The organism is Variovorax sp. Soil_C_12 (assembly GCF_057657375.1).
Map to the genome: position 1 here is coordinate 297612 of NZ_JBDGIO010000006.1, position 25192 is coordinate 322803.

Genomic DNA, 25192 nt, shown 5'->3' on the forward strand with positions numbered 1-25192 from the left:
CGTACCTGGAGGAAAGATGGGGAGAATTCTTGAAAAGAAGTTCGCGCGGTCTGCAGTCTGCGCGGCATGGATCATCGCGCTGGCCGCCTGCGGCGGCGGCGGCGGTGGTGGCGGCGCAGTGATGTTTCCGCCCATCGCAGCGGCGCCATCCCCGGTCCCCGAAGATCCGGCTCCTGGCGAGTCGCCGACCCCTGTGGTGCCCGAGCCGTCGGTCACCCCTCCCGCCCCGACACCCATCCCGCAAGCCACCATCGTTCCGTCGGCTTCGGTGTCCGCCCAATGCGCCGCGCCGCGCGCCGGCATCGACCCGGCGACCAACACCGCCTTCGTGGATCGCCAGGGTACCCTGGCCAACGAGAAAGACTGGGTGCGCGCATGGATCGACGAGACCTACCTGTGGTTCGACGAGGTGTCCACCACCCTGCTTGCGCAGGACTACGCCACGCCTGTCACCTACTTCGATGTGCTGAAGACGCCGAAGCTCACCGCATCAGGCAAACCCAAGGACCGTTTCCATTTCACCGCCAACACCGAGCAGGCGCGCGCACTGGCGCAGAACGGCACCGAAATCGGCTATGGCATACAGCTCGCCTTCATCGGCGCCTCGGCGCCGCGCGACATCCGCGTCGCGTTCACCGAGCCGGGTTCTCCGGCGGCACAGGCGGCTGTGGCTCGCGGTGATCGTCTGATCGAGATCGACGGCATCGATGTCGTGAACGGGACGGATGTCGACGCACTCAATGCCGCGATCGCGCCCGAGCGCGAAGGAGAGCAGCACAGCTTCAAGCTGAGGGCGAACGACGGCACCGAGCGCACTCTCACGCTCACGTCGGCGTCGATCACCCGTGATCCCGTGCCGGCTCAGAACCTGAACGCCTTCAACGTTGGCAACAAGCTGGTCGGCTACATGCTCTTCAACGAACACATTGCGACAGCCGAATACGGGCTCACCTCCACGATGGAGCTATTCCAGTTCATCGGCATCACCGATCTCGTGATCGACATGCGCTACAACGGCGGCGGCTATCTCGACATCGCGAGCGAGCTGGCCTACATGGTGAGCTCTAACGCGGCGACCCAGGGCAAGGCCTTCGAGCGACTCCTGTACAACAGCAAGAATCCGTTCCAGTTGACGCCAGAGGAAGCCACCCTGCCCTTCCAGGGCGCCGCGCTCGGGTACTCGGTGGCTCCGGGGTATGCCTTGCCGCAACTCGGGCTGTCGCGCGTCACGGTGCTGAGTGGCCCCGACACCTGCTCGGCCAGCGAGTCCGTCGTCAACAGCCTGCGTGGCATCGGCATCACCGTCGACCTGGTTGGCGGCGGCACGTGCGGCAAGCCCTACGGCTTCACGCCGCAGGACAACTGCGGCACCAGCTACTACGCGATCCAGTTCCAGGGCGTCAACGACAAGGGCTTCGGCGACTACGGCGATGGCTTCAAGCCGACCTGCGCGGTGGTGGACGACTTCACGCACGAGCTCGGCGATCCGAAGGAAGCCCGCCTCGCAGTGGCCTTGCATCTGCTCGGGGGCGGGGTCTGTCCCACCCCGGCATCGGCCAGCAAAACCGACATGGCCATGCGCAAGGCGGAAGCCGAGCGCGTGCCCTACCTGGTGCGCTCTCCGATCCTCGAGAACCGGCTGCTCCGCCCCGCACGCTAGCCAGGTTAGAACGCGGCGCAGACCCTTAGCACATCCGCCCCGTAGGCTTCCAGCTTCTTGCTCCCGATCCCGCTCAGGCCCTGCAGGTCCTCGAGCGTGGCCGGTGCCCGCTCGGCGATCGCGGCGAGCGTGGCGTCGTGGAAGATCACGTAAGCCGGCAGGTTGTGCTCGCGCGCCACCTCGGAGCGCCAGGCCTTGAGCGCGGCGAAGCGTGCCTGGCCCGTCGCGTCCAGCGTGGCTGCGGCCGGCGAGGGCGCACCGCGCGCCGGCTTCTCGCGTCTCGACTTCTTCCGCTCGGCCGGCGACGAGACCGACTCGCGCAGCAGCACCTGCACCTCGCCCTTGAGCACCGCGCGCGAGCCTTCGATCAGCTGCAGGGTGTTGTAGGCCTGCGCATCGACCGAGAGCGCGCCGGTCGCGATCAGCTGGCGCAGCACCCCGCGCAGCTGCGCCTCGCTGAACTCGCTGCCCAGGCCGAAGGTGCTGAGCCTGGCGTGGCCGAACTGCGTGACCTTCTCCGTGGTCTTGCCGCGCAGGATGTCCATGATGTGGCCCGCGCCGAAGCTGATGCCGCTCTGCTGCTGCACACGGTAGATGGTGCTCAGCAGCTTGCGTGCCGCATCCGTGCCGTCCCACACCTGTGGCGGATTCAGGCAGTTGTCGCAGTTGCCGCAGGCCGTGCTGTGCTCGCCGAAGTAGTGCAGCAGCCGCACCCGCCGGCAGTCGCTGGCCTCGGCCAGCGAGAGCAGGGCGTCGAGCTTGCCGCGCATCACCTGCTTGAACTCCTCGCCGGCGGGGCTCTCGTCGATCATGCGGCGCTGGTTCACCACGTCCTGCAGCCCGTAGGCCATCCACGCATCGGCCGCGGCGCCGTCGCGCCCGGCGCGGCCGGTCTCCTGGTAGTAGCCCTCGATGTTCTTCGGCATGTCGAGGTGGGCCACGAAGCGCACGTCCGGCTTGTCGATGCCCATGCCGAAGGCGATGGTCGCCACCATCACGATGCCCTCGTCACGCAGAAAGCGGTCCTGGTGCTTCTGCCGCACCGCGGCATCGAGGCCGGCGTGGTACGGCAGGGCCTCCACGCCGGCGTCGCGCAGGGTCTGGGCCGTGTCCTCGACGCGCTTGCGCGACTGGCAGTAGACAACGCCCGCATCGCCCTCGTGTTCGCGTTCGATGAAGCGCAGCAGCTGCGTGGCCGGATCCTTCTTCTCGACGATCGTGTATCGGATGTTCGGCCGGTCGAAGCTGGAGACGAACTGGCGCGCCTCCTCGAGCTGCAGGCGCTCCACGATGTCCGCGCGCGTCAGCGCGTCGGCGGTGGCGGTGAGCGCGATCCGCGGCACGCTCGAATAGCGCTCGTGCAGCACCGTCAGCGCACGGTACTCCGGGCGGAAGTCATGCCCCCACTGGCTTACGCAATGCGCTTCGTCAATTGCAAACAACGACAACTTGCCTCGTTCGTGCAGCCCGTCGAGCTGCGAGAGAAAGCGCGGCGTCGTCACGCGCTCCGGCGCCGCATAGAGCAATGTGATCTCGCCGCGCAGCAGGCGGCGCTCGACATCCTGCGTCTGTTCCCAATCCAGCGTGGAGTTGAGAAAGGCGGCCGCCACGCCCGCCTCGTGCAACGCACCCACCTGGTCGTGCATCAGCGCGATCAGCGGCGACACCACCACCGTCACGCCGCGGCCCGCACGCTGCCGCGCAATCGCGGGAATCTGGTAGCACAGCGACTTGCCGCCGCCGGTAGGCATCAGCACCAGCGCGTCGCCTCCACCGGTGACGTGCTCGACGATGGCGTGCTGATGGCCGCGGAACTCGGCGTAGCCGAAGACCTCGCGAAGGATTTGCGACAACTCGGGTTCGGGCGATGGGGATGGCAGAACGGACACGGGCTTGACACCGACGGCGTGAATGATTTCAGGAGGGGGCTGACCGGCACCGCATTGGGCACCGAAAGCTGATTGTCGCTTCACCCGCCGTCACAAAAGGTCAGGCCTCTGGTGGAGTATCCAGTACACGATTGTTACCAACGTACCAGGTGGACTTCCTTTGTTCGATCTGCTGAGGAGACAAGCGCATGAGTCGGGAAGACTATGTCGAACTGGTTCAGGATCTTTGCGAGGAGCTGGAACTCGGCGACGCCGGCGAGTTTCTGGATCGGGGCTTGCTGCAGGTGGACGAGACGCTGGTCGCCATCGAGTACCTGGAGGAGCGCGATGAGATTCGCTTGCTTGCCGACCTCGGAGAGATCGAGGAAGGCGTCGACAGGAGCGAACTGCTCGAACTGCTGCTGGAGTTCAACCTGGGCAACACCAGTCTCTATCTGCCCACCTTCAGCCGGCACGCCGAGAATCATCACCCCGTGGTGGCGTACCACATTCCGTTGCCGGCATTGCTTGAAGAAGACGTCGATCTTGCGTTCGTCCTCGAAGAGCAACTGATTCCTTTGCTCGACGAATGGAAGCTCAGGTTGCGGGAGGCACTCGACAGTGATTCATCCGTTGCCGACCCCATGCCTCATCCTGGTTCATTGGTTTGAGAAAACAGGAGACTTGTGATGGGCGAGTTCCAGATCAGCAATCGGATTCCTTCACAGTACCAGACCAAAACGAAGTACCCCCGGGCCATGCCGCCCATCGGGAGCAAGCTGCCACCGGTTCATTCCTTTAAGCCGGTCAATGGCAAGGCGAGCTTCGGACCTTCTCCTCGGTTGCGTGCAGTGAGATTCAAGCCGTTGAATCCGCATGAAGACATCGAGGAGGCTGAAGAAGGCACTGAGTGGTCCGGAGTCGAAAATCTCCTCATCGCCGAACTCGGCGCGCTCCTCAATAAGTCAGTCCCGGAGCCGGACGCGCAGCCGGAGAAGCCGACCGGTTCCGGCACGTTCGGGATACCTTTCGACAAGCTGACCGCAGCCAGCGAATCACGCTCGAAGTTCAGCAGCGCCTTTGAGCAAGCGGCTCGATGGCAGCGCAAGAAAGGTGGCAAGAGCACCTACGAAACAAAGGTCACCGAGCAGGGAGACGTGGTGGTGACAAGGCGCGAGCCCAAGCAGAGCGTGAAGTTCCAAGCCTGGCAGGCCGAAAAAGGAAAACGGCTGCAGGTCGGTTTCAACAAGGTCAGGCGTGTCCTTCTTTGGGAACGCAAGACAGGCACCAACTACCTGACCGACAAGGCAAAGGACGAGTTGCTGACTCCCGGTAAGCAGGTCCCCAATGACCAGGCTGCCGCCGTCGTGGCCGGTGTCAGAGGACCTTACCAGGCCGTTCCCGTCTTCGCCTTGCCGGAAGTCCCGAATGGCCAGATGGCATTGCCGTTGAACGACAGTCTGGCGGCCGCCGTGCTCGTGCCGTCGGCCATCGATGCCCTCTTCGCCGGCAACGCGTACGCGGCCATTCTCTCCGAGAAAGAGAAAGCCAAGAATGATCTGAACTTCAAAGGTGCCGCCAAAAGATTTGCCGCCGACCCGGACGGCGCCACGTCCCAGGATGCAGAAGGCTTCCTGAAATTCATGGAGGCGGCAGAGAAGGTGTTCACGCCTACACAGGAAAATGACTCCCTCGAGAAGGCGGCGCAAGGCCGGGTCATCAGGTCCCCTGGTTCCGTGCCGCTCCACGGAGCGCTGGCCGGAATCGAGATTGCCAACACGGTCACCACGGTCGCCCCGTGGGCCAGTGTCACGCTGGCGCCGATTACCGTGGGCCTGGGCGTGGCCGAGGTCTACGAAGGCAAGCACGAGTTTCTGCGGCGCGTGGATCAGAAAGCGCAAGCGAAGCGCTGCAAGGAAAACATGAAGGGGGTTTTGGAGACTGCATCCAAAGAACATCCCGACTACGCATTGGCGGAAGGCCTCGTCGCTTGCTTCAATGTGCAGCAGGACCGCCTGATACGCCAGGCAAAGCGAGAGAAGAAATTCGCCCGAATCCGCATCCTCAAGGGCGGTGGTGCCATCGGGGGGGCCGTCGGCGCGGCAGCGGCTGTGGGCACCATGGCCGCCTTTGGCGTCCTCACTGCGCTGACGGCGGGTGCAGCGGCCATCGCTCCTGCCTTATGGGCGGCGTTTGGTACTGGCGCAATGGCAATGCGCAACGATCTGCGGGACCGTGCCGAGCACTCTTCGAAGTGGCGCCAACGCATGGCGCAGGTGGTTGCGCTCGAAATGTCGCGCAAAGAACTGCAAGCCAAACTGATCGGAACCGCAAAGGATGGGTCCCCGGTAGACACCCGCATTCATTTCGAACTGGAGGAAGGTGAGTACAAACCCAAAAAGGGGCATTTCGCCGGAAAGCATGAAAAGACGCTTGAAGCCCGCAACAACGAGTACCTGGGTCTTCGAGTGCTGGCGCTCAAGGTTCGGGATATGGTCGAAACCGGCGAGTACGATGCGACTTCGCCAGCCATGATGCTCGCCCATGCCATCGGTATCGATCCCCTCTACCTCCTGGCGATCTGCAAAGCGGCCAACCCGAAGAAGCCGGAGGAACAACTGGACTTCATCCAGTCGAAGCTGGGGCTCAAGTTGGGCATCAAGCTGAGGATGGCGGGGGCAACCCAGGCGCCTCCCCATGTGTCGGTCTTCCTTCGGCATTTCGACGTCGCATGGGGTAAGGCCTTCCAGAAAGACAAGACGGGCCTGGTGCCCCATTCCGCTGGTTTGTACCCAGAGATTCGGAATCAATTGGCGAAGCTCTATCCCGACTCGAAGGCGGGCATGCAGGCATTCGACAGTGCCATCGGAACCTTTCTGAAGAAGACGGAACAGCTTCCAGAGACAGAATTCAGGACTTTTCTGAAGGGGTTCGCTGAGTATCTGAGGTCGCCACAGGCGGTTAGCGACATGGCTCGCAACAAGTTTAAGGGTCTTGTCAGCAAGAAATTCTCTTCCGGGATGAGAGCGATCGAGGGCCTGGAGCAAATGCAGCTTGCCGCCACGAAGATAAAGGCCGGTAACAGTCAGCAAGCCATGGAGCACGCCGCCGATCTTGTCGAAGAAATGGAACGATTCCATCGCATGGAGCAGGCCGATGCGACGACGTCGACGAGGGCATGTTTACCGCGAGCACGCTGATACCCCGCGCTCGCACAGCGCCATCGATGCGCGGCCTTCGAGGCGGAAGGCGCCGGCTTCCGAGCTCGTGAATGCGGCAATGAACTGGAGTCATGCAAGCGTCACTAAGGCTTGAGAGCATCGATCCCGCTGGGCACACCACTTGCATGACCCAGACCGTCATCACTCCCCTGAGGGAAGCCAGTGCCGAGAACAGAAATCCACAGGAACGAAGCGCCAGTCATTTCGCAAAGGTGCGAAATCCCCGCCGTTCCTCGGCATGAGAGCCGGCAGACGCAGTCAAGCATCCGGCTCGCGAACGCCGTGACCGCGCACGCGTGGGAAAGTGCAAACGCCAGAAAGGCACCAACTCGGGTCTTCATGGCGGGGCTCAAGCGCCGGGTTGATGCATCGGCACTCTCCGCCAACGCCGCACACGCCGAAGCCGTGTCGAACGCGGCAGACCCATGCGAAGAAGTCAGCGCACAAGCCAACGCCAGAGAAGACGACACCTTCGGCATCGATCCCGCCCAGCTGAACGCGGACCTGGTGGCCGGTACGAAGCAATTTCTCAGGTGCTACGAGCACGCCAAGAATCTCGAGCACGCGGCCAAGCATAGCAAGCATTACCAGGTCGTCGAGGCGCCGCGTCTGCAAGACGATGGCAGCATCGACAAGGAAGCACGGCTCGTCCGCACCGGCAAGACTACGGCGCAGCGCATCCAGGAACGCAACAGGAAGGATGGCGAGCGCGCCAAGCGAGCCTTCAACCACCTGAGCAGCTGCCTTCACGATTTGGCGGGGCGGCCCCGCAAGACCGGCAGCAACTACGGCAGCCGCAAGGGCAGCGGCTCCCTGGTGGCGCCGGCCACGCTGATGCCGGTCGAGCAGTTCGGTGTCGCCGTTTCCTCCGGAAAACTGGTCACGGCCGGTGTCCGCGGCGGCGCAATGGGCGAGCAGCCGGGGCCTGTGCCGTCCGTCTCCGTAGCGGGCGAGGCGCTGGTCTTTGGCAGCCTGCCGACCGTCGTCGCCGATGCCATCGAAGGCGCGGACAGCGTGCTGACCTTGTCGAGCACGCTGGCGCATGCCAAGGCCAACCTGCTGCGTCACGAGGATGCCCTGCGCAACAGGCGGCTTCTGGGCAGGGCGACCGCAGCCGAGGCAATGCCGTACCTGGCCTTCCGTGCCGCTGGCGACCGGCTGATCGCCCCCACGGTGGAAGAGCAAGCCGCCGACGCCATCGCCATCGACCTTGGACTCAAGGGGGTGCTCTTCAACCCGGCTTCGACCAGCGTTGCCCTCGGCGCCCAAATCGCAGGCCATGTGGCGCCCGTTTCCGCTGCCGCGGTAGGCATGGCCGCAGGCCCCCTGGGCATGCTTGCCGGAGGCGCCGATCTGCACCAGGCCCGGCAGGAATATCTGCGCCGGGTGGCGCAGACCGCGGCAGCGTTGCAACGCAAGCAGGTGATGGAGGCCGTGCTGAATGAATTCAAGGAACACCCGGGCGCGAGCGTTCTCAGCGGCGCCATGGCCAGCCTCGACAGGCAGCAGGATCGCCTGATCTGGCAGGCCAAGCGCGAAAAGGGCTTTGCCAAGATTCGAGCGATCAGGGCCGGAGCTGCCATCGGGGGCGGCGCGTTTGGGACTGCTTTCGCGAGCGCGGCGCTGGCAGGCCTGGTCGCCGCTTCGGCAGCCACCCCGGCCGCGGCCCTGCTGGCTGTGCCGCCGCTCGCCGGCGGCGGCGCGATCGCGTGGCGCAGCCTTCGCCGGCATCGGGCCGAACACACCTCGAAATGGCGCCAGCGCGCTGCGGCCGCAGCCGTTCTGGGGATGAGCCGCGAGGCGCTCGAACAAAAGCTGTCCCTGCCCCGTGGCCATGCGGGTGCCGAGGTGACGGTGACCCTCGGAGAAGGCGAGTACCTTGCCAAGGAGGACCGTTTCGCGGGCGAGCGCACCATCACCTTCGACGTCCACGAGAACGAATACGTGGGGCTCCACGTCTTCGCCCTGCAGATCCAAGACCTGGTCCGCAACCGTGACGGGAAGGCCGCGGCGCCGTGGATCGAGACCTTGAGAGGCTTGGGTGTCAATACGGTCCAACTGCTGGCCATCTGCAAGGTGGCGTCGGCCATGCCCGCGCACCAGCGGCTGGACTTCATCAAGTCCCAGATCGCGCCGGCCCTGGGCATGAAGTACCGGATGAGCGGCTCGCAGGTTGTGCAACATCCCTCGGTTTTCCTCAAGCGCTTCCGGAACGCGCTGGTCGACGCGGGCATCGTGAAGAATGCACCCCCGTCGCCCAGCAGCTACCGCCGTGTGCGCGAGCAATTGCTTGCGCAGTTCGGTGACGGAGAAGAAGCCATGGCCGCATTCAAGGCGTCCATCGGCGAGTTCCTGCGCAAGACGGAAAAGCTCCCGTCGTCGCCGCTGCGGTCTCACCTGCGGGCCTTCCTCGCGCTGGATGGATTGACCGCAAGGCCCGAATCCACCACGACCTTCCCCGAGATCATGGCGCACCAGGTGGTCGAGTTTTTCCGCACCGCGCCGGCCGACTTCCATGCGCATGTGCACAGGAAGATGAAGCAGCACGGCTTTGGCGATGACGACATGGTCGAGGGCATCTACCTGGGCGCGGCGGCCCTGTCGAACCTTCCCGCACGCGAGGCCGCGCGGATCGAGGCGCAGATGAACGCCTTCCTCCTGCGCCTGGATCGCGCCTAGCGCCGGGCGCGCTGCGCTGGCAAGGCGCCGCCGCAAGAGCGGCACGCGCCTTGCTTTCCGTGATCCCGCCTGCGCCCGCGCATGACGATCGACGAGCCCCGCCGCACCTCAACCGGGCACCCCGAGCGCCAAGCGGCCTCACTTTGGGGTTTGCCTGTATATACAGGTGCATCGCAGATCGGCAACATATGCCCCGTAGCCGCGTGTCTCACGCAGGGCGAGCAGGCTTTTTACGAACGCAACAGGAGTACCCCCAGATGGTCAAGACCCTCGCCAAAACCGCCTCGCTGCTCGCGGCAGGCCTCTGCGCCGCAGGCCTGGCGGCCAGCGCCCATGCCCAGGAAAGCAAGATCACCCTCGGCATGTCCGGCTGGACCGGCTTCGCCCCGCTCTCGCTGGCCGACAAGGCCGGCATCTTCAAGAAGAACGGCCTCGACGTAGAGATCAAGATGATCCCGCAGAAGGACCGCCACCTCGCCCTGGCCTCCGGCGCCATCCAGTGCGCGGCCACCACCGTCGAGACGCACGTGGCCTGGAATGCCAACGGCGTGCCCATCGTGCAGATCTTCCAGATGGACAAGTCCTACGGCGCCGACGGCATCGCGGTGCGCAATGACGTCAAGTCCTTCGCCGACCTCAAGGGCAAGACCATCGGCGTGAGCGCCCCCGGCACCGCGCCCTTCTTCGGCCTGGCCTGGATGCTGAGCAAGAACGGCATGTCGCTGAAGGACGTGAAGACCGTCTCGCTCGAGCCCCAGCCCGCCGCCCAGGCCTTCGTCGCCGGCCAGAACGACGCCGCCATGACCTACGAGCCCTATCTTTCGACCGTGCGCGCCAACCCGCAGGCCGGCAAGATCCTCGCCACCACGCTCGACTACCCGATGGTGATGGACACCGTGGGCTGCGCGCCCACCTGGCTCAAGGCCAACGCCAAGGCCGCCCAGGCCCTGACCAACTCCTACTTCGAGGCGCTGGAGATGATCAAGAGCGACCCGGCCAAGGCCAACGAGCTGATGGGCTCGGCCGTCAAGCAGAGCGGCGAGCAGTTCGCCAAGTCCTCGGCCTACCTGCGCTGGCAGGACAAGGCGGCCAACCAGAAGTTCTTCGCGGGCGAGCTCACCCAGTTCATGAAGGAGTCGGTGCCGATCCTGCTGGAGGCCGGCGTGATCCGCAAGGCGCCCGAGGATCTCTCGGCGACCTTCGACGCGAGCTTCATCAAGTAAGGCATACGAATCTGCCCGGGCCACTGCCATGCAAGCGACCACCGCCGTCCCCACCGCTGCGCCTGCAGCACCCGCCGCCATGCCGGCCACCGCAGCGCCTCGCCGGCGCCGCGGCATGGCGCCGCTCGAGCCCGTCAGCCCGCGTGCGCGCTGGATGCTGGGCCTGGGCTTCTTCGTCCTGTTCTTCGCGGTCTGGGCCGCGTTCACGCTGGGCGGCTTCGTGCCGCCCACCTTCCTCGCCAGCCCGGTGACGATGGTGAAGGAAGGCTACGGCCTCTTCACCGAGTTCAACTTCATCCACGACATCGGCATGACGGTGTGGCGCGTGGTCGGCGGCTTCGTGCTGGCGGCTGTCGTCGCCGTGCCACTGGGCATCGCCATGGGCGCCTACAAGCCCGTCGAGGCCTTCTTCGAGCCCTTCGTCTCCTTCTGCCGCTACCTGCCGGCCTCGGCCTTCATCCCGCTCTTGATCCTCTGGGCCGGCATCGGCGAGGCGCAGAAGCTGCTGGTGATCTTCATCGGGTCGGTGTTCCAGATCACGCTGATGGTCGCCGTCACCGTGGGCGGCGCGCGCCGCGACCTGGTGGAGGCGGCCTACACGCTGGGCGCCAACAGCCGCGGCATCGTCGCGCGCGTGCTGATCCCGGGCGCCGCGCCGGGCATCGCCGAGACCCTGCGGCTGGTGCTGGGCTGGGCCTGGACCTACGTCATCGTCGCCGAGCTGATCGGCTCCTCCTCGGGCATCGGCCACATGATCACCGACAGCCAGGCGCTGCTGAATACCGGGCAGATCATCTTCGGGATCATCGTCATCGGCGTGATCGGGCTGGTCTCGGACTTCGCCTTCAAGTTCCTCAACCGCCGTCTGTTCGCCTGGAGTGCCCTGTGATGCAAAGCCAGCTCTCGATCCGCAGCGTCTCCCGCACCTTCACCGGCAACCGCGGCCAGCGCACGCAGGCCCTCTTGCCCATCGACTTCGAGGTGCGCGAGAACGACTTCGTCACCATCCTCGGCCCCTCCGGCTGCGGCAAGTCCACTTTGCTGCGCATCGTCGCGGGCCTGGACGATCCGAGCGAAGGCCGTGTGCTGCTCGACGGCCAGCCCATCGAAGGGCCGGGCGCCGACCGCGGCATGGTGTTCCAGAGCTACACGCTCTTCCCCTGGCTCACCATCGCGCAGAACATCCGCTTCGGCCTGCGCGAGCGCGGCATGGGCGAGGCCGAGCAGAAGGAGCGCAGCGACTACTTCATCGCCAAGGTCGGCTTGCGCGGCTTCGAGAACCACTACCCCAAGCAGCTCTCCGGCGGCATGCAGCAGCGCACCGCGATCGCGCGGGCGCTGGCCAACGACCCCAAGATCCTGCTGCTCGACGAGCCCTTCGGCGCCCTCGACAACCAGACCCGCGTGCTGATGCAGGAGCTGCTGCTGGGCATCTGGGAATCGGCGCAGAAGACCGTGCTCTTCGTCACCCACGACATCGACGAAGCCATCTTCATGGCCAACCGCGTCGCCGTGTTCAGCGCGCGGCCGGGCCGCATCAAGAGCGAGATCGCGGTCGACTTCCCGCATCCGCGGCACTACACCATCAAGACCTCGCCCGAGTTCATGGACATCAAGGCGCGCCTCACCGAGGAGATTCGCGCCGAGTCCATGGCCGCGGCCGAACACTGAAGAACGAAGCCATGAGCACCAGCGCCAAGCACCGCAGCAGCAAGCCCGCGCACGGGCCGGCGGCGCCGCTGCAGCCTGCGCTGGCGCTCTACGAGCAGGTCAAGTCCTTCATCACCCACAAGATCCAGGACGGCTCCTGGCCCGCCGGCCATCGCCTGCCTTCGGAGAGCGAGCTGGTCGCGCAGTTCGGCGTCGCGCGCATGACGGTCAACCGCGCACTGCGCGAGCTGGTGGAGCAGGGCCGCATCGTGCGCGTGGCGGGCGTCGGCAGCTTCGTGGCCGAAGACAAGCCCCAGTCCACGCTGCTGCAGATCGCCAACATCGCCAGCGAGATCCGCGCCCGCGGCCACGACTACCGCTGCAAGTTTCTCGTGGCCGAGCGCATCGCCGCCTCGCCTGACGTGGCCGTGTGGCTGGACCTGCGGCCCGGCGAGTCGGTCTTCCACACCGTGTGCCTGCACCTGGAGAACAACCTGCCCGTGCAGCTGGAAGACCGCCACGTCAACCCGCGCATGGTGCCGGCCTTCCTCGAGCAGGACTTCTCCGCCATGTCGCCCAGCGAGTACCTGGTGCGCAACGTGCCCTTCGACCAGATCGAGCATGTGGTCGACGCCGTGCTGCCCACGCTCGAGCAGGCCGAGCGGCTGGACATGCCCTCCAACGATCCGTGCCTGCTGCTGACGCGCCGCACCTGGTCGCGCAGCACGCCCGTGACGATGGTGCGCTGCCTGCATCCGGCCTCGCGCTACCGCCTGGGCAGCCGCTTCCGCGCGGACGGCAATCCGAGCTTCGGCTGAACGAAGTCCGCTCAAACCAGGACCGCCGTTCGCACGCACCTACTTGTATAGACAGGATTCACGCATGGACAACGCCTCCCTCTCCACCGCACCGCTGCTGCTCACGCCCGGCGACGTCGAGCTCGCCGCGCTGCGCCGCGTGCATGCCGGCGGCGTGCAGCTCGCGCTCGACCCCGCGGCGCGCGCGGGCCTGCTCGCGGCCCAGGCCACCGTGCGCCGCATCGTCGATGCCGGCGAGGTCGTCTACGGCATCAACACCGGCTTCGGCAAGCTCGCGCAGACCATCATTCCGCACGAGCGCCTGGCCGAGCTGCAGCGCAACCTGGTGTTGTCGCACAGCGCCGGCACCGGCGCGCCGCTGCCCGACGGCGTGGTGCGCCTGGTGCTCGCCACCAAGGCCGTGAGCCTGGCGCGCGGCCACTCGGGCATCGCGCCCGAGATCGTCGATGCGCTGATCGCGCTGCACAACGCCGGCCTCCTGCCCCTGATCCCGTCCAAGGGCTCGGTCGGCGCTTCCGGCGATCTCGCGCCGCTCGCGCACCTGGCCTGCGTGCTGATCGGCGAGGGCGAGGTCACGACGCCCGAGGGCGCGGTGATCGGCGGCGCGGAGGCGCTTTCGCGCATCGGCCTCCAGCCCTTCGTGCTCGGCCCCAAGGAAGGCCTGGCCTTGCTCAACGGCACGCAGGTCTCGACGGCGCTGGCGCTGGCCGGCCTCTTCGGTGCCGAGGACGTCTTCGCGGCCGGCCTCATGGCGGGCGCACTCTCGCTCGAGGCGATCCAGGGTTCGATCAAGCCTTTCGATGCCCGCATCCACGCCGCGCGCGGCCAGCCGGGCCAGATCGCCGTCGCCGCCGCGGTGCGCACGCTGCTCGAAGGCAGCGAGATCATCCCCTCGCATGCCGACTGCGGCCGCGTGCAGGACCCGTATTCCGTCCGCTGCGTGCCGCAGGTCATGGGCGCCTGCCTCGACAACCTCGCGCATGCGGCCCGCGTGCTGCGCACCGAGGCCAACGCGGCCTCCGACAACCCGCTGGTTTTCGACAACGGCGACGTGATCTCCGGCGGCAACTTCCACGCCGAGCCCGTCGCTTTCGCGGCCGACATCATCGCGCTGTCGGTGGCCGAGATCGGCGCCATCAGCGAGCGCCGCATGGCCTTGCTGCTGGACAGCGGGCTCTCGGGCCTGCCGCCCTTCCTGGTGCGCGATGGCGGCGTCAACTCCGGCTTCATGATCGCGCAGGTCACGGCCGCGTCGCTCGCCTCGGAGAACAAGTCGCTCGCCCACCCGGCCAGCGTGGACAGCCTGCCCACTTCGGCTAACCAGGAGGACCATGTGTCGATGGCCACCTTTGCCGCGCGTCGCCTTGGCGAGATGGTGCAGAACACTGCGGTGGTCGTGGGCATCGAGGCCATGGCCGCTGCGCAAGGCATCGAGCTCAAGCGCGGCCCGAAGAGTTCGCCCCTGCTCGAAGCCGAATTCGCCGCCATCCGCCAGCGCGTCGCCTTCATCGACCAGGACCACTTCATCGCCCCCGACATCGAGGCCATGCGCCAATGGGCGCGCCGCTGCGATTGGCCCGCCGCCCTGCTGGACATCCTGCCCAGCCGCCCCTGAACCTCGCCCCCCAACGAAAGGACATGCCGCCATGAACGCTCCCGACAAGTTCGTCGCCCAGACCGCCACCGATCCCCGCCATGACGCGAGCCGCGTGATCCGCGCCCCGCGCGGCAGCCAGCTCAGCTGCAAGAGCTGGCTGACCGAGGCGCCCTTCCGCATGCTGCAGAACAACCTCGACCCCGAGGTCGCCGAGCGCCCGCAGGACCTGGTGGTCTACGGCGGCATCGGCCGCGCCGCGCGCAACTGGGAATGCTTCGACCAGATCCTCGCCTCGCTGAAGACGCTCGAGGACGACGAGACCCTGCTGATCCAGTCCGGCAAGCCCGTCGGCGTCTTCAAGACCCATCCCGACGCCCCGCGCGTGCTGCTCGCCAACTCCAACCTGGTGCCCAAGTGGGCGACCTGGGAGCACTTCAACGAGCTGGACCGCAAGGGCCTCTTCATGTACGGCCAGATGACCGCCGGCAGCTGGATCTACATCGGCAGCCAGGGCATCGTGCAGGGTACCTTCGAGACCTTCGTCGAGGCCGGGCGGCAGCACTACAACAACGACCTCGCCGGCAAGTGGTTCCTCACGGCCGGCCTCGGCGGCATGGGCGGCGCGCAGCCGCTGGCCGCGACGCTGGCCGGCGCGGTCTCGCTCAACATCGAATGCAAGCAGTCGAGCATCGACTTCCGCCTGCGCACCCGCTATGTGGACAAGCAGGCGAAGGACGTCGATGAAGCCATCGCGCTGATCCAGCAACACACGGCGGCGAAGGAGGCGGTGTCGATCGCGCTGCTGGGCAATGCGGCCGAGATCCTCCCCGAGCTGGTGAAGCGCGCGAAGGCCGGCGGCCTGAAGCCCGACCTCGTCACCGACCAGACCTCGGCGCACGACCTGATCAACGGCTACCTGCCCGCGGGCTGGAGCGTCGAGCAATGGATCGATGCGCAGAAAGACCCGTCGCAGCACGAGCGCCTGCAGGCCGATGCCGCGAAGTCCTGCGCGGTACACGTGCAGGCCATGCTGGACTTCCAGGCCATGGGCATTCCCACGGTCGACTACGGCAACAACATCCGCCAGGTCGCTTTCGACGAGGGCGTGACGAACGCCTTCGACTTCCCCGGCTTCGTGCCCGCCTACATCCGCCCGCTCTTCTGCGAGGGCAAGGGGCCCTTCCGCTGGGTCGCGCTCTCCGGCGACCCGGAGGACATCTACAAGACCGACGCCAAGATCAAGGAGCTCTTCCCCGACAACAAGCACACGCACCGCTGGCTGGACATGGCGCGCGAGCGCATCTCCTTCCAGGGCCTGCCGGCGCGCATCTGCTGGCTGGGCCTGGGCGAGCGCCACAAGGCGGGCCTGGCCTTCAACGAGATGGTGAAGTCGGGCGAGCTCAAGGGCCCGATCGTCATCGGCCGCGACCACCTCGACACCGGCTCCGTTGCCAGCCCCAACCGCGAAACCGAGGCCATGAAAGACGGCACCGACGCCGTGTCCGACTGGCCTCTGCTCAACGCGCTGCTCAACACCGCCGGCGGCGCGACCTGGGTCAGCCTGCACCACGGCGGCGGCGTCGGCATGGGCTATTCGCAGCACTCGGGCGTGGTGATCGTGTGCGACGGCACCGACGCAGCGGCGAAGCGCATCGCGCGCGTGCTGTGGAACGACCCGGCCACCGGTGTGATGCGCCATGCCGACGCGGGCTACGAACAGGCCGTCGCGACGGCGAAGAAGCACGCTCTCCAACTCCCCATGATCAAGTGAGGCTGCAAGCAATGTCCGAGATCTACCTGCACTACCTGAACCACCTCGACGTCCAGGCGCTGGCGATGACCGACGCCGAGATCGTCGCCGCCGTCGAAGATGGCTTGCTCGCGCAAGGCCGCGGCGAGACCACCATCGAGCCGCGCATGCACCTCGTGCCCGAGAAGGACTACCCGGGCCACTTCAACGTGCTGCGCGGCTACATCCGGCCGCTCGGCGTGGCGGGCGTGAAGGTGGTGGGCGACTTCTACCGCAACTACGAAATCGGCCTGCCCTCGGAGCTGGCGCTGCTCAACCTCTTCGATCCGAAGACAGGCGTGCCGGTGGCCATCATCGACGCCTCCGACATCACCGACATGCGCACCGGCGCGATCACCGCCATCGGGGCCAAGCACCTGGCGCGCAAGAGCTCGAAGATCCTCGGCCACATCGGCGCGCGCGGCACCTCGTACTGGAACGTGCGCCTGCTGCATTCGATCTTTCACTTCGACGAGATCCGCGTGCATTCGCGCCGGCCCGAAAGCCGCGAGAAATTCGCCGCGCGCCTGGAGCGCGACCTGGGCACCAGGATCACCATCACCGAGGACTGGGAGTCCTGCGTGCGCGGCGCCGACATCGTGGTCGAGGCCTCGCGCCTGGAAAAGCCCACGCCCATGCTCAAGACCGAGTGGATCAAGAAGGGCGCCTGCGTCATTCCCTACGGCACCATGAGCGCGGTCGAGCTTTCGCTGACGGACATCATGGACAAGATGGTCATGGACGACTGGGGCCAGGCCAAGGCCGGCCCGCTGGGCGCGCTGCGTGCGCACGTCGACAGCGGCAAGCTGTCGGAGCAGACGCTGCATGCCGAGCTGGGCCAGATCGTCGCGGGCATCAAGCCCGGGCGCGAGAGCGAGGACGAGACCAACCTGTTCTGGCATCGCGGCTTGTCGCTGTCCGACATCGCGCTCGGCTCGGCGATGCTCGAGAAGGCCAAACGCATGGGCCTGGGCCAGCAGCTTCGCTTCCGCTGACGCCATGGCCTTGGTCGCCAACGCGCGCATGTACTCGGCCAACGCCTCGGCGCGGGCCGACTGGAAGACCCTGCTCGCGTGGGTGCTCGCGCGCGCGGAGCTCGGCTGGGAGGTGATCGACTACGACGCGCCCGCGCCGCTCTCCGCACTGTGGGCGCGCGACGACCTGGGCCTGGCGATGATGTGCGGGCTGCCCTTCTCGCAGCGCACGCCGCGGCCCACCCTGGTCGCCGCGCCGGTGCCGTCGCCCGCGCGCTACGGCGGCCGGCCGGTCTACTTCACCGACATCGTCGTGCGCGCCGACGCGCCGTACCAGCGCCTCGAAGACACTTTCGGCGGCGTGGTTGGCTACACGCTGGCCGATTCGATGTCGGGCGGCGTGGCCTTGGCGAACCACCTCGCGCCTTACCGCGAAGCGCGGGGAGCGCGCCTCTACCGCAAGGCCGTCGGCAACCTGATCCACGCGCGCGGCGTGATCGAGGCGTTGGCCGCCGGCACCATCGACGTCGGCCCGCTCGACAGCTACTACCACGACCTGTTGCAACACCACGAGCCCGCCTTCGCGCAGCAGGTGCGCATCATCGCCAGCACCGAGGCGCGGCCGATCCCGCCGCTGGTCGCCACGGCCGCGTTGAAGCCGGACGAACTCGCGCGCCTGCGCGAGGCGCTGCAGGCCAGCGCGAAGGCACCGGAGCTGCGCGCAATCACGGAACGCTTGTTGCTTGCCGGCTTCGCCGTGCCCGATCCCGCGGACTACGAGGTCCTCGCGCAGATCGCTCGTCCCGACCTTCCCACCTTCGAGGAACTCTGATGATCCAGCGTCGTCTTGCCCTTCTGTTGCCTTTGCTCGTCGCGCCCTTGATCGCGCATGCGCAGCCCTATCCCTCCAAGCCCGTGCGCGTCATCGTGCCCTTCGCACCCGGCGGCCCGGCCGATGTGCTGGCGCGCGTCATCGGGCAGGAGCTCTCCGAGGCCCTTGGCCAGCCCTTCGTGGTGGAGAACAAGGTGGGTGCCGCCGGCAACATCGGCGTCGAGCAGATCGCCAAGGCCATGCCCGATGGCTACACCGTGGGCATCGTGCCCGTGGGCAACGTGGCGGTGAACCCGAGCCTCTTTCCCACGCTGCCCTACAAGGCCAGCGAGCTGGCGCCCGTCGCCATGCTCGCGACCGTCGAGAACGTGCTGGTGGTCAACGCGGACGTGCCCGCCAAGTCGCTCAAGGAACTGCTCGCGCTCGCAAAGCAGAAGCCCGGCACGCTCAGCTTCGCATCGCCCGGCGCGGGCAGCCAGGCGCACCTGGCCGGCGAGCTGATGGCGCTCAGTGCCGAGGTGAAGCTCATTCACGTGCCCTACAAGGGCATCGGCCCCGCACTCAACGACGTGGTGGGTGGGCAGGTGACCATGATGTTCGGCGCCATGTCGGCGGTGCTGCCGCACGTCAAGTCGGGCAAGCTGCGTGCGCTCGGCGTCGCCAGCATCAAGCGCTCGGCCACCATGCCCGAGCTGCCGACCATCGCCGAGCAAGGGCTGCCGCGCTTCGAAGCCGTGTCCTGGTATGCGCTGATGGCGCCGGCCGGCACGCCCGCGCCCATCATCGATCGGCTCAATGCCGAGAGCGCGCGTGCGCTCGCCAAGCCCGCGATCCGGGAGAAGTTCGCGGCGCAGGGGCTCGAGCCCGGCGGCGGCAAGCCGCAGGAGCTCGCCACCGAGATCCAGGCCGAGACCGTGCGCTGGGCCGATGTGATCCGCAAGCAGAACATCAAGCCGGAATGATGGCGCTTCATCGCTTCTCGCGCGCCACGCTGCCCGCGACGCCCTGGAAGAACGGCGGCGGCACCACGCAGGAGATTGCCTGCTGGCCGCCGGGCGCCGGCCTGTCCGACTTCGGCTGGCGCGTGAGCATCGCGACCATCGCGGCTGCGGGGCCCTTCTCGGTCTTCGCGGGCGTGGACCGCAGCATCACGCTGCTGGATGGCGAGGGCGTTCGCCTGCACTCGCGCGATGGGCGCATCGATCATCGGCTCGACATGCCGCACCGGCCCTTCGCCTTTCCCGGCGATGCGGAGATCGATTGCACGCTGCAGTGCGGCGCGTCGAGCGACTTCAATGTGATGACGCGGCGCGGACAGTGGCGCGCGGAGGTGCAGGTGCTCGACGGCGCAGCCAAGATTGCGCCCGCCTCGCATGGCGTGCTGCTGGCCTTGCGTGGCGACTGGCGCCTGGATGGCGAAGGTCAGCTCTGCCGCGAAGGCGAGGGCCTGCATTGGACCGAGGCGCCGCACGCGTGGCAGGCCGCGCCGGCGAGCCCGGATGCACGCCTGGCCGTGGTGCGCATCCTGCCCGCCGACCCGCGGCCTTGAGAGACGAACCATGACAACCCCGAACCAACTTCCTTCCGCCGACGGCCTGTGGACGGGCCTGCGGCTGGCGCCCGGCGCGGCACCCGATGTGTCGCTGCCCGAGGGTGCGCAAGCGGCAATCGCCGTGGAGCAGGGCCGTATCGGCTGGATCGGCGACAGCGGCGCCGTGCCCGAGCGCTTTGCCAATGCGCCACGTCACGACGGCGCAGGCGCGCTCGTCACCCCCGGCCTGATCGACTGCCACACGCACCTGGTCTACGGCGGCCAGCGCGCCAACGAGTTCGCGATGCGCCTCGCGGGGGCGAGCTACGAGGAGATTGCGAAAGCCGGCGGCGGCATCGTCTCCTCGGTGCGCGCCACGCGCGAGGCCGACGAGGACCAGCTCTTCGTCCAGGCCGCGCCGCGGCTGGAGCAGCTGCTGGCCGATGGCGTGTGCGCGATCGAGATCAAGTCCGGCTACGGCCTCTCGCTCGAACACGAGCGCAAGCAGCTGCGCGTGGCGCGGCGGCTGGGCGAGGTGTATGGCGTGACCGTGCGCACCACCTTCCTCGGTGCCCATGCGCTGCCGCCGGAGTACGCGGGCCGCAGCGGCGACTACATCGAAGCCGTGTGCCGGGAGATGATGCCCGCGCTCGCTGCCGAGGGGCTGATCGACGCGGTCGATGTCTTCTGCGAACGCATTGCTTTTTCGCTGGAAGAGACCGAGCGCGTGTTCCAGGCGGCCCGCGCGCTGGGCCTGCCGGTCAAGCTGCATGCCGAGCAGCTGTCCGACATGGGCGGTGCGGCGCTGGCGGCGCGCTACGGGGCGCTGTCGTGCGACCACATCGAGCACCTCTCCCCCGAGGGCATCGCCGCCATGCGCGAGGCCGGCACGGTGGCCGTGCTGCTGCCGGGCGCCTACTACACGCTGCGCGACACGCACCTGCCGCCCATCGAGGCGCTGCGCACGGCCGGCGTGCCGATGGCCGTGTCGACCGACCACAACCCCGGCACCTCGCCGGCGCTGAGCCTGCTGCTGATGGTGAACATGGCCTGCACGCTGTTCCGCCTGACGGTGCCCGAGGCGCTGGCCGGGGTCACCGTGCATGCGGCGAAGGCACTGGGCCTCGAGGACACGCATGGCGTGCTCGGCGTGGGGCGGCCGGCCGACTTCGTACTGTGGGACGTGCGCGAGGCGGCCGAGTTGGCGTACTGGCTCGGCCACAGGCCTGCGCGCATCGTGGTGCGGCAGGGGCGTGTTGCTTTTCCCTCTCCCTCCGGGAGAGGGCAGGGTGAGGGCAGGCGACCGTGAGCAACGCGCTCTTCGCGCAAGATGCGCTGCTTCCGGCAGGCTGGTCGAAGGACGTCCTGCTGACGTGGAACGACGCAGGCCAGCTCATGCGGGTGCAGGTCGATACGCAACCACATGCAGGCACGCCGACCGCAAGCGGCCCCATCATCCCCGGCATGCCCAACCTGCATTCGCACGCCTTCCAGCGTGCCTTCGCCGGCCTCACCGAATTCCGCGGCAGCGGCGAAGACAGCTTCTGGAGCTGGCGCAGCCTGATGTACCGCTTCGCGGCGCAACTCTCTCCGGCGCAGGTGGAGGCCATCGCCACCTGGCTCTATGTCGAGATGCTCGAAGCCGGCTACACCTCGGTCTGCGAGTTCCACTACCTGCACCACGACCGCGACGGCCGGCCCTATGCCGACGATGCCGAGCTTGCGCTAGCGCTGCTGCGCGCAGCCGACCGTGCTGGCATCGGCCTGACCCTGCTGCCCGTGCTCTACCAGGCCAGCGGCTTCGGCGGCCAGCCGCCGAACGCGGGGCAAGGGCGCTTCGTGCGTTCGACGGAATCGATGCTGCGGCTGCTTGAGCGCCTGCGCCCCGCGTGCGAGTCGCAGCGCGCGCGCCTCGGCCTCGCGCCGCATTCGCTGCGCGCGGTCGCGCCCGAGGCCTTGCGCGATGTACTCGTTGGGTTGGATGCGATCGATGCCACCGCGCCCATCCACATCCACATCGCCGAGCAGACCGCCGAGGTCGAGGCCTGCCTCGCCTGGAGCGGCCAGCGCCCCGTCGCCTGGCTGCTCGACCATGCGCCGGTCGATGCCCGCTGGTGCCTGGTCCATGCCACGCACATGGATGCGGACGAGTACCGCCGTGCGGCCGCGAGCGCCGTGGTCGCGGGGCTGTGCCCTACCACCGAGGCCAACCTCGGCGACGGCCTGTTCGACTTCGGTGCCTGGCGCGCGAACGGCGGGCGCTGGGGCGTGGGCTCCGACAGCCACGCGTGCGTCAACGTGGCCGAGGAACTGCTGATGCTCGAATACGGCCAGCGCCTCGCGACCCGGCAGCGCAACATCGGCGCCGATGCGGCCCAGCCCAGCGTCGCGACCGCCCTGACGCTCGCGGCCGTGCAGGGCGGGGCGCAGGCTTCAGGTCGCGCGGTGGCGGGCCTGGCTGTGGGCCAGCAGGCCGACTTTGTGATGCTCGACGCCGACCACCCCGCGCTCGCCGGCCTCGGCGGAAGCGACATGCTGTCCTCGCACGTCTTCGCCAGCCATCGCAGCAACGCGATCGCCGCGGCCTGGGTGGCCGGCCGGCCACGCGTCGCCGGCGGACGGCATCCTCTTCACCACGATGCGGCGGCGGCCTTCGTCGCGGCGCGCAGCCAATTGCTCACGGATTCACCGTCATGAACTTCTTCGAAACCACCGAGCCGCCCTTCCGCTTCCGCCAGGGCACGCGACCGCTGCTGATCTCCATGCCGCATGTCGGCACCCACGTCCCGCCCGCGCTCGCCGCGCGGCTGACCGAGGAGGCGAGGCAGGTGCCCGACACCGATTGGCACCTGGAGCGCCTTTACGACTTCGCCGACGAGCTGGGCGCTTCCGTGCTCGTGGCGACGCATTCGCGCTACGTGATCGACCTGAACCGGCCGCCGGACAACCAGAACCTCTACCCGGGCCAGGACACCACCGGCCTGTGCCCCGTCGACACCTTCGACAAGACCGCGCTCTACGCCGCCGGCGATGTGCCGGGCGAGGCTGAGATTGCGGCGCGCGTGGATGCGATCTGGAGGCCGTATCACCAGAAGCTGGCGGCCGAACTGGAGCGCATGAAGCAGTTGCACGGCACCGTCGCGCTGTGGGACGCGCATTCGATCCGCTCGGTGCTGCCGCGCTTCTTCGAAGGACGGCTGACCGATCTCAATCTAGGGACTGGGGGAGGAACGAGCTGCGATCCGGCGCTGGCTGATGCGCTGCTCCGGATCGCCTCATCGGCTAGCGGCCATACCGCGGTGTTGGACGGCCGCTTCAAGGGAGGGCATATCACGCGCACCTACGGCAATCCCGCGGGCGGCGTGCATGCGGTGCAGCTCGAAATGACGCAGGCGAGCTACATGGAGGAGCAGCTGCCCTTTGCGTACCTGCCCGAAACCGCCATCCGCGTGCAGCCGGTGGTGCGGAGGATGGTGGAGGAGGTGTTGGAGTTTGTCGAAAATCGGTAATGAATTCTTCCAACTACCATCACCCCCTGCCCGACTGCGAGCAGAAAATTGCAATCAAAGAACCGAGCAACGCAGGCGTCCTCGGTCTCAAATCAAAGATCGCCCTGAGTCTGAATTAAACGTTCACGCTTATCGGCCTCAACCTGAATTCTCAGTTGCCAATTGAGTTCGGTACTCAATAATTCAAAAGAGGGAATGCCTTTTTTTTCTTTGCCTTTTTTCATTGCGCTGAAGGCAAATTGGAATGCACCTTGCTGCTTGGGGCTAAGGAATTCCTTTAACTCATTGAAGAGAACTTCCAGGTTGGTGGCCAAACTTTCAGTTGAAAAACGCACCGAATGTGACGCGAAGATCTCAATCTCCGGGTGAATAATTTTGTCAAGAACGGTTTCTTCGCTATAGAGATAACGAAGAAGGTTCAAGGCTCGCATTGCCTTGCTCGCAGAGTCTGGGTAATTTAGTTCCCGTATCATGGGGCCGACCAGTTGAAGCCTGAGTTTCCCATCCAATTGATCAAAATCTGATGATCCCAATTCCTTGCGTTGCCTGAGATTCAAGTGCTTCTCCACGGAGAGGTAAAGAAGTCTTAGACATGTGATTTTCTCTTCGTTTAAAAATTTAAACGCATCTTTCGGGAACAATTCAATTTCCGGGTGACAGCTTTTGTCAAGAACGGTCACTCCACTATTGACATAGTGAAGAATGTTCAGGGACCGCAACATCTCACTTGCAGAGCCTGGCTCATTCAGCTCCTGGATCATGTCACCGACGGGTCTTGCAATTTGCTTGATCTGGCTAGCTTTTGAGGGAAGAATGCTCGACCTATTTTTGTGCGCAAGTTGTTTCCTTGCGTCAGTCGTTATTCTCTGTTTTTGATAAAACTCGGAATCCTCATCGACTGTAATTGCATGATGAAACTCAACCAATTCAAGCTTGGCAGTTTCAAAGCGCTCTTCGCTCTCGTTTTTCTTTTCTGCATTGACGACGTCTTCTGCAATGGCGACGTCTTCTGCAATGGCGACGTCTTCTGCAATGGCGACGTTCTCTGCAATGACGACATTTTCTTCAATGACGACGTCTTCTGCAATGACAGGTTCGAGTGATTTATCGGATTTTTTCTTCTCCATAATGGGCGAGCGTTTGGTTGTCGAATATTTGCCTCGCGGACTCACCGCGTCAGACATTTTCGCTGAAAACACCGGCGGTTCAATTTTGGTTAGGCCTGCTTCCGGTTTGCCCTTGCGACGAGCAGGCGTCAGACCGATAGGAGTTCTTTCTGTTGTACTTCGAATTCTGGAGTCTCTGGGGGTGGTTGATTTGTATTTTTTCGGTACAAGATTTGATTTCTCCTTTTTTTCAGGAACGATGATGTTTAGAATTTTTTCCTCGGGCCTTTGAGCGCCTTCATTTGTTTTTTCTTGATCTTTATCTCTGTAAAGTGGGTTTACAAACGTTTTTGTATGTAACTGCTTTTCTCCATGATTTTTCCTTTAAAAACAATAAATATGTGAATTGGAACTTCTGAGGGATGTCACGTGACGCGATCTATTTTGCTGGCAAGGTTGGCGTTTGAATTTTCCGAAATCCGGTGAGAAATGCCATTTAGGCCGGTGTGCAATCGAGGGGCATTGGCAGAACCACAGCACAGATTTCGGCCGTCGAAGCATTCGAATTGATCTGTTGATGTGGCTGGCTTGGGGTTTTGCGCGAATATCTTCATCTGAACTTCAGCGGCATCGATGAGTGCGAGAGGTGCCCGTTGTATGAAGGGTTGAGGTGTAGGCGCGGCGGTTGCTTCTTATTGCCGAGGATGCAAGCTTGCACGCTCAAGTTGCTCAGAT

Annotated in this window: 19 protein-coding genes; 17 read left to right on the forward strand and 2 right to left on the reverse strand. The window is 65.7% G+C overall.

Annotated elements, in window-relative coordinates; all coding sequences use genetic code 11:
• Positions 1-16: 16 nt before the first annotated feature.
• Positions 17-1660 (forward strand): S41 family peptidase, encoded by a 1644-nt coding sequence (locus AC3A6X_RS18580; protein WP_487843570.1) that lies wholly within the window; start codon positions 17-19, stop codon positions 1658-1660.
• A 5-nt stretch (positions 1661-1665) separates the two neighbouring features.
• On the opposite strand, the gene recQ is transcribed toward AC3A6X_RS18580, so the two are convergent.
• Positions 1666-3513 (reverse strand): DNA helicase RecQ, encoded by a 1848-nt coding sequence (gene recQ / locus AC3A6X_RS18585; RefSeq protein ID WP_487843571.1) that lies wholly within the window; start codon positions 3511-3513, stop codon positions 1666-1668.
• Positions 3514-3737: 224 nt separating this feature from the next.
• On the opposite strand from recQ, the gene AC3A6X_RS18590 reads away from it, so the two are divergent.
• The 16 genes from AC3A6X_RS18590 to hutG all read left to right on the forward strand — a co-directional run bounded on the left by AC3A6X_RS18590 (position 3738) and on the right by hutG (position 23351).
• Entirely contained in the window at positions 3738-4199 is a 462-nt protein-coding gene (locus tag AC3A6X_RS18590) for a CesT family type III secretion system chaperone (RefSeq protein ID WP_487843572.1), read from the forward strand.
• 18 nt (positions 4200-4217) lie between these two features.
• Complete coding sequence (locus AC3A6X_RS18595) at positions 4218-6728, forward strand: hypothetical protein (protein WP_487843573.1); 2511 nt, start codon at positions 4218-4220, stop codon at positions 6726-6728.
• Positions 6729-7031: 303 nt separating this feature from the next.
• Positions 7032-9428, forward strand: a complete 2397-nt coding sequence (locus AC3A6X_RS18600) for a hypothetical protein (RefSeq protein WP_487843574.1) — start codon at positions 7032-7034, stop codon at positions 9426-9428.
• A gap of 257 nt (positions 9429-9685) precedes the next feature.
• Positions 9686-10651: an ABC transporter substrate-binding protein gene (locus AC3A6X_RS18605; RefSeq protein ID WP_487843575.1), complete on the forward strand. Its 966-nt coding sequence runs from the start codon at positions 9686-9688 to the stop codon at positions 10649-10651.
• A 28-nt stretch (positions 10652-10679) separates the two neighbouring features.
• Positions 10680-11540 carry an ABC transporter permease subunit gene (locus tag AC3A6X_RS18610; RefSeq protein WP_309960529.1) on the forward strand — a complete coding sequence of 287 codons (861 nt, stop codon included), beginning with the start codon at positions 10680-10682 and terminating at the stop codon, positions 11538-11540.
• A complete protein-coding gene (locus tag AC3A6X_RS18615; RefSeq protein ID WP_309960532.1) occupies positions 11540-12322 on the forward strand; it encodes an ABC transporter ATP-binding protein in 783 nt (260 codons plus the stop codon). The genes AC3A6X_RS18610 and AC3A6X_RS18615 overlap by 1 nt, the downstream gene beginning before the upstream one ends.
• An 11-nt stretch (positions 12323-12333) precedes the next feature.
• Entirely contained in the window at positions 12334-13119 is a 786-nt protein-coding gene (gene hutC / locus AC3A6X_RS18620) for a histidine utilization transcriptional repressor HutC (protein WP_487843576.1), read from the forward strand.
• A gap of 64 nt (positions 13120-13183) precedes the next feature.
• The gene (gene hutH / locus AC3A6X_RS18625) at positions 13184-14734 is read left to right on the forward strand and encodes a histidine ammonia-lyase (protein ID WP_487843577.1); all 1551 of its coding nucleotides are present in this window, start codon (positions 13184-13186) and stop codon (positions 14732-14734) included.
• 31 nt (positions 14735-14765) lie between these two features.
• Positions 14766-16487: a urocanate hydratase gene (gene hutU / locus AC3A6X_RS18630; RefSeq protein ID WP_487843578.1), complete on the forward strand. Its 1722-nt coding sequence runs from the start codon at positions 14766-14768 to the stop codon at positions 16485-16487.
• 11 nt (positions 16488-16498) lie between these two features.
• Positions 16499-17500, forward strand: a complete 1002-nt coding sequence (locus AC3A6X_RS18635) for an ornithine cyclodeaminase family protein (RefSeq protein ID WP_487843579.1) — start codon at positions 16499-16501, stop codon at positions 17498-17500.
• A gap of 4 nt (positions 17501-17504) precedes the next feature.
• Complete coding sequence (locus tag AC3A6X_RS18640; protein ID WP_487843580.1) at positions 17505-18311, forward strand: phosphate/phosphite/phosphonate ABC transporter substrate-binding protein; 807 nt, start codon at positions 17505-17507, stop codon at positions 18309-18311.
• Entirely contained in the window at positions 18311-19273 is a 963-nt protein-coding gene (locus AC3A6X_RS18645) for a tripartite tricarboxylate transporter substrate binding protein (protein WP_487843581.1), read from the forward strand. The genes AC3A6X_RS18640 and AC3A6X_RS18645 overlap by 1 nt, the downstream gene beginning before the upstream one ends.
• A complete protein-coding gene (locus tag AC3A6X_RS18650; protein WP_487843582.1) occupies positions 19270-19860 on the forward strand; it encodes a HutD/Ves family protein in 591 nt (196 codons plus the stop codon). Before AC3A6X_RS18645 ends, AC3A6X_RS18650 begins: the two co-directional genes overlap by 4 nt.
• A gap of 10 nt (positions 19861-19870) precedes the next feature.
• On the forward strand, positions 19871-21151 hold the full coding sequence (gene hutI, locus AC3A6X_RS18655) for an imidazolonepropionase (RefSeq protein WP_487843583.1): 1281 nt from the start codon (positions 19871-19873) through the stop codon (positions 21149-21151).
• Positions 21148-22539, forward strand: coding sequence for a formimidoylglutamate deiminase (locus tag AC3A6X_RS18660; protein WP_487843584.1), 1392 nt, complete (start codon positions 21148-21150; stop codon positions 22537-22539). The genes hutI and AC3A6X_RS18660 overlap by 4 nt, the downstream gene beginning before the upstream one ends.
• Positions 22536-23351 carry an N-formylglutamate deformylase gene (hutG, locus tag AC3A6X_RS18665; RefSeq protein WP_487843585.1) on the forward strand — a complete coding sequence of 272 codons (816 nt, stop codon included), beginning with the start codon at positions 22536-22538 and terminating at the stop codon, positions 23349-23351. Before AC3A6X_RS18660 ends, hutG begins: the two co-directional genes overlap by 4 nt.
• 92 nt (positions 23352-23443) lie before the next feature.
• Here the strand turns inward: hutG and AC3A6X_RS18670 are convergent, their stop codons facing one another.
• Complete coding sequence (locus AC3A6X_RS18670; RefSeq protein WP_487843586.1) at positions 23444-24535, reverse strand: hypothetical protein; 1092 nt, start codon at positions 24533-24535, stop codon at positions 23444-23446.
• Positions 24536-25192 lie beyond the last annotated feature (657 nt).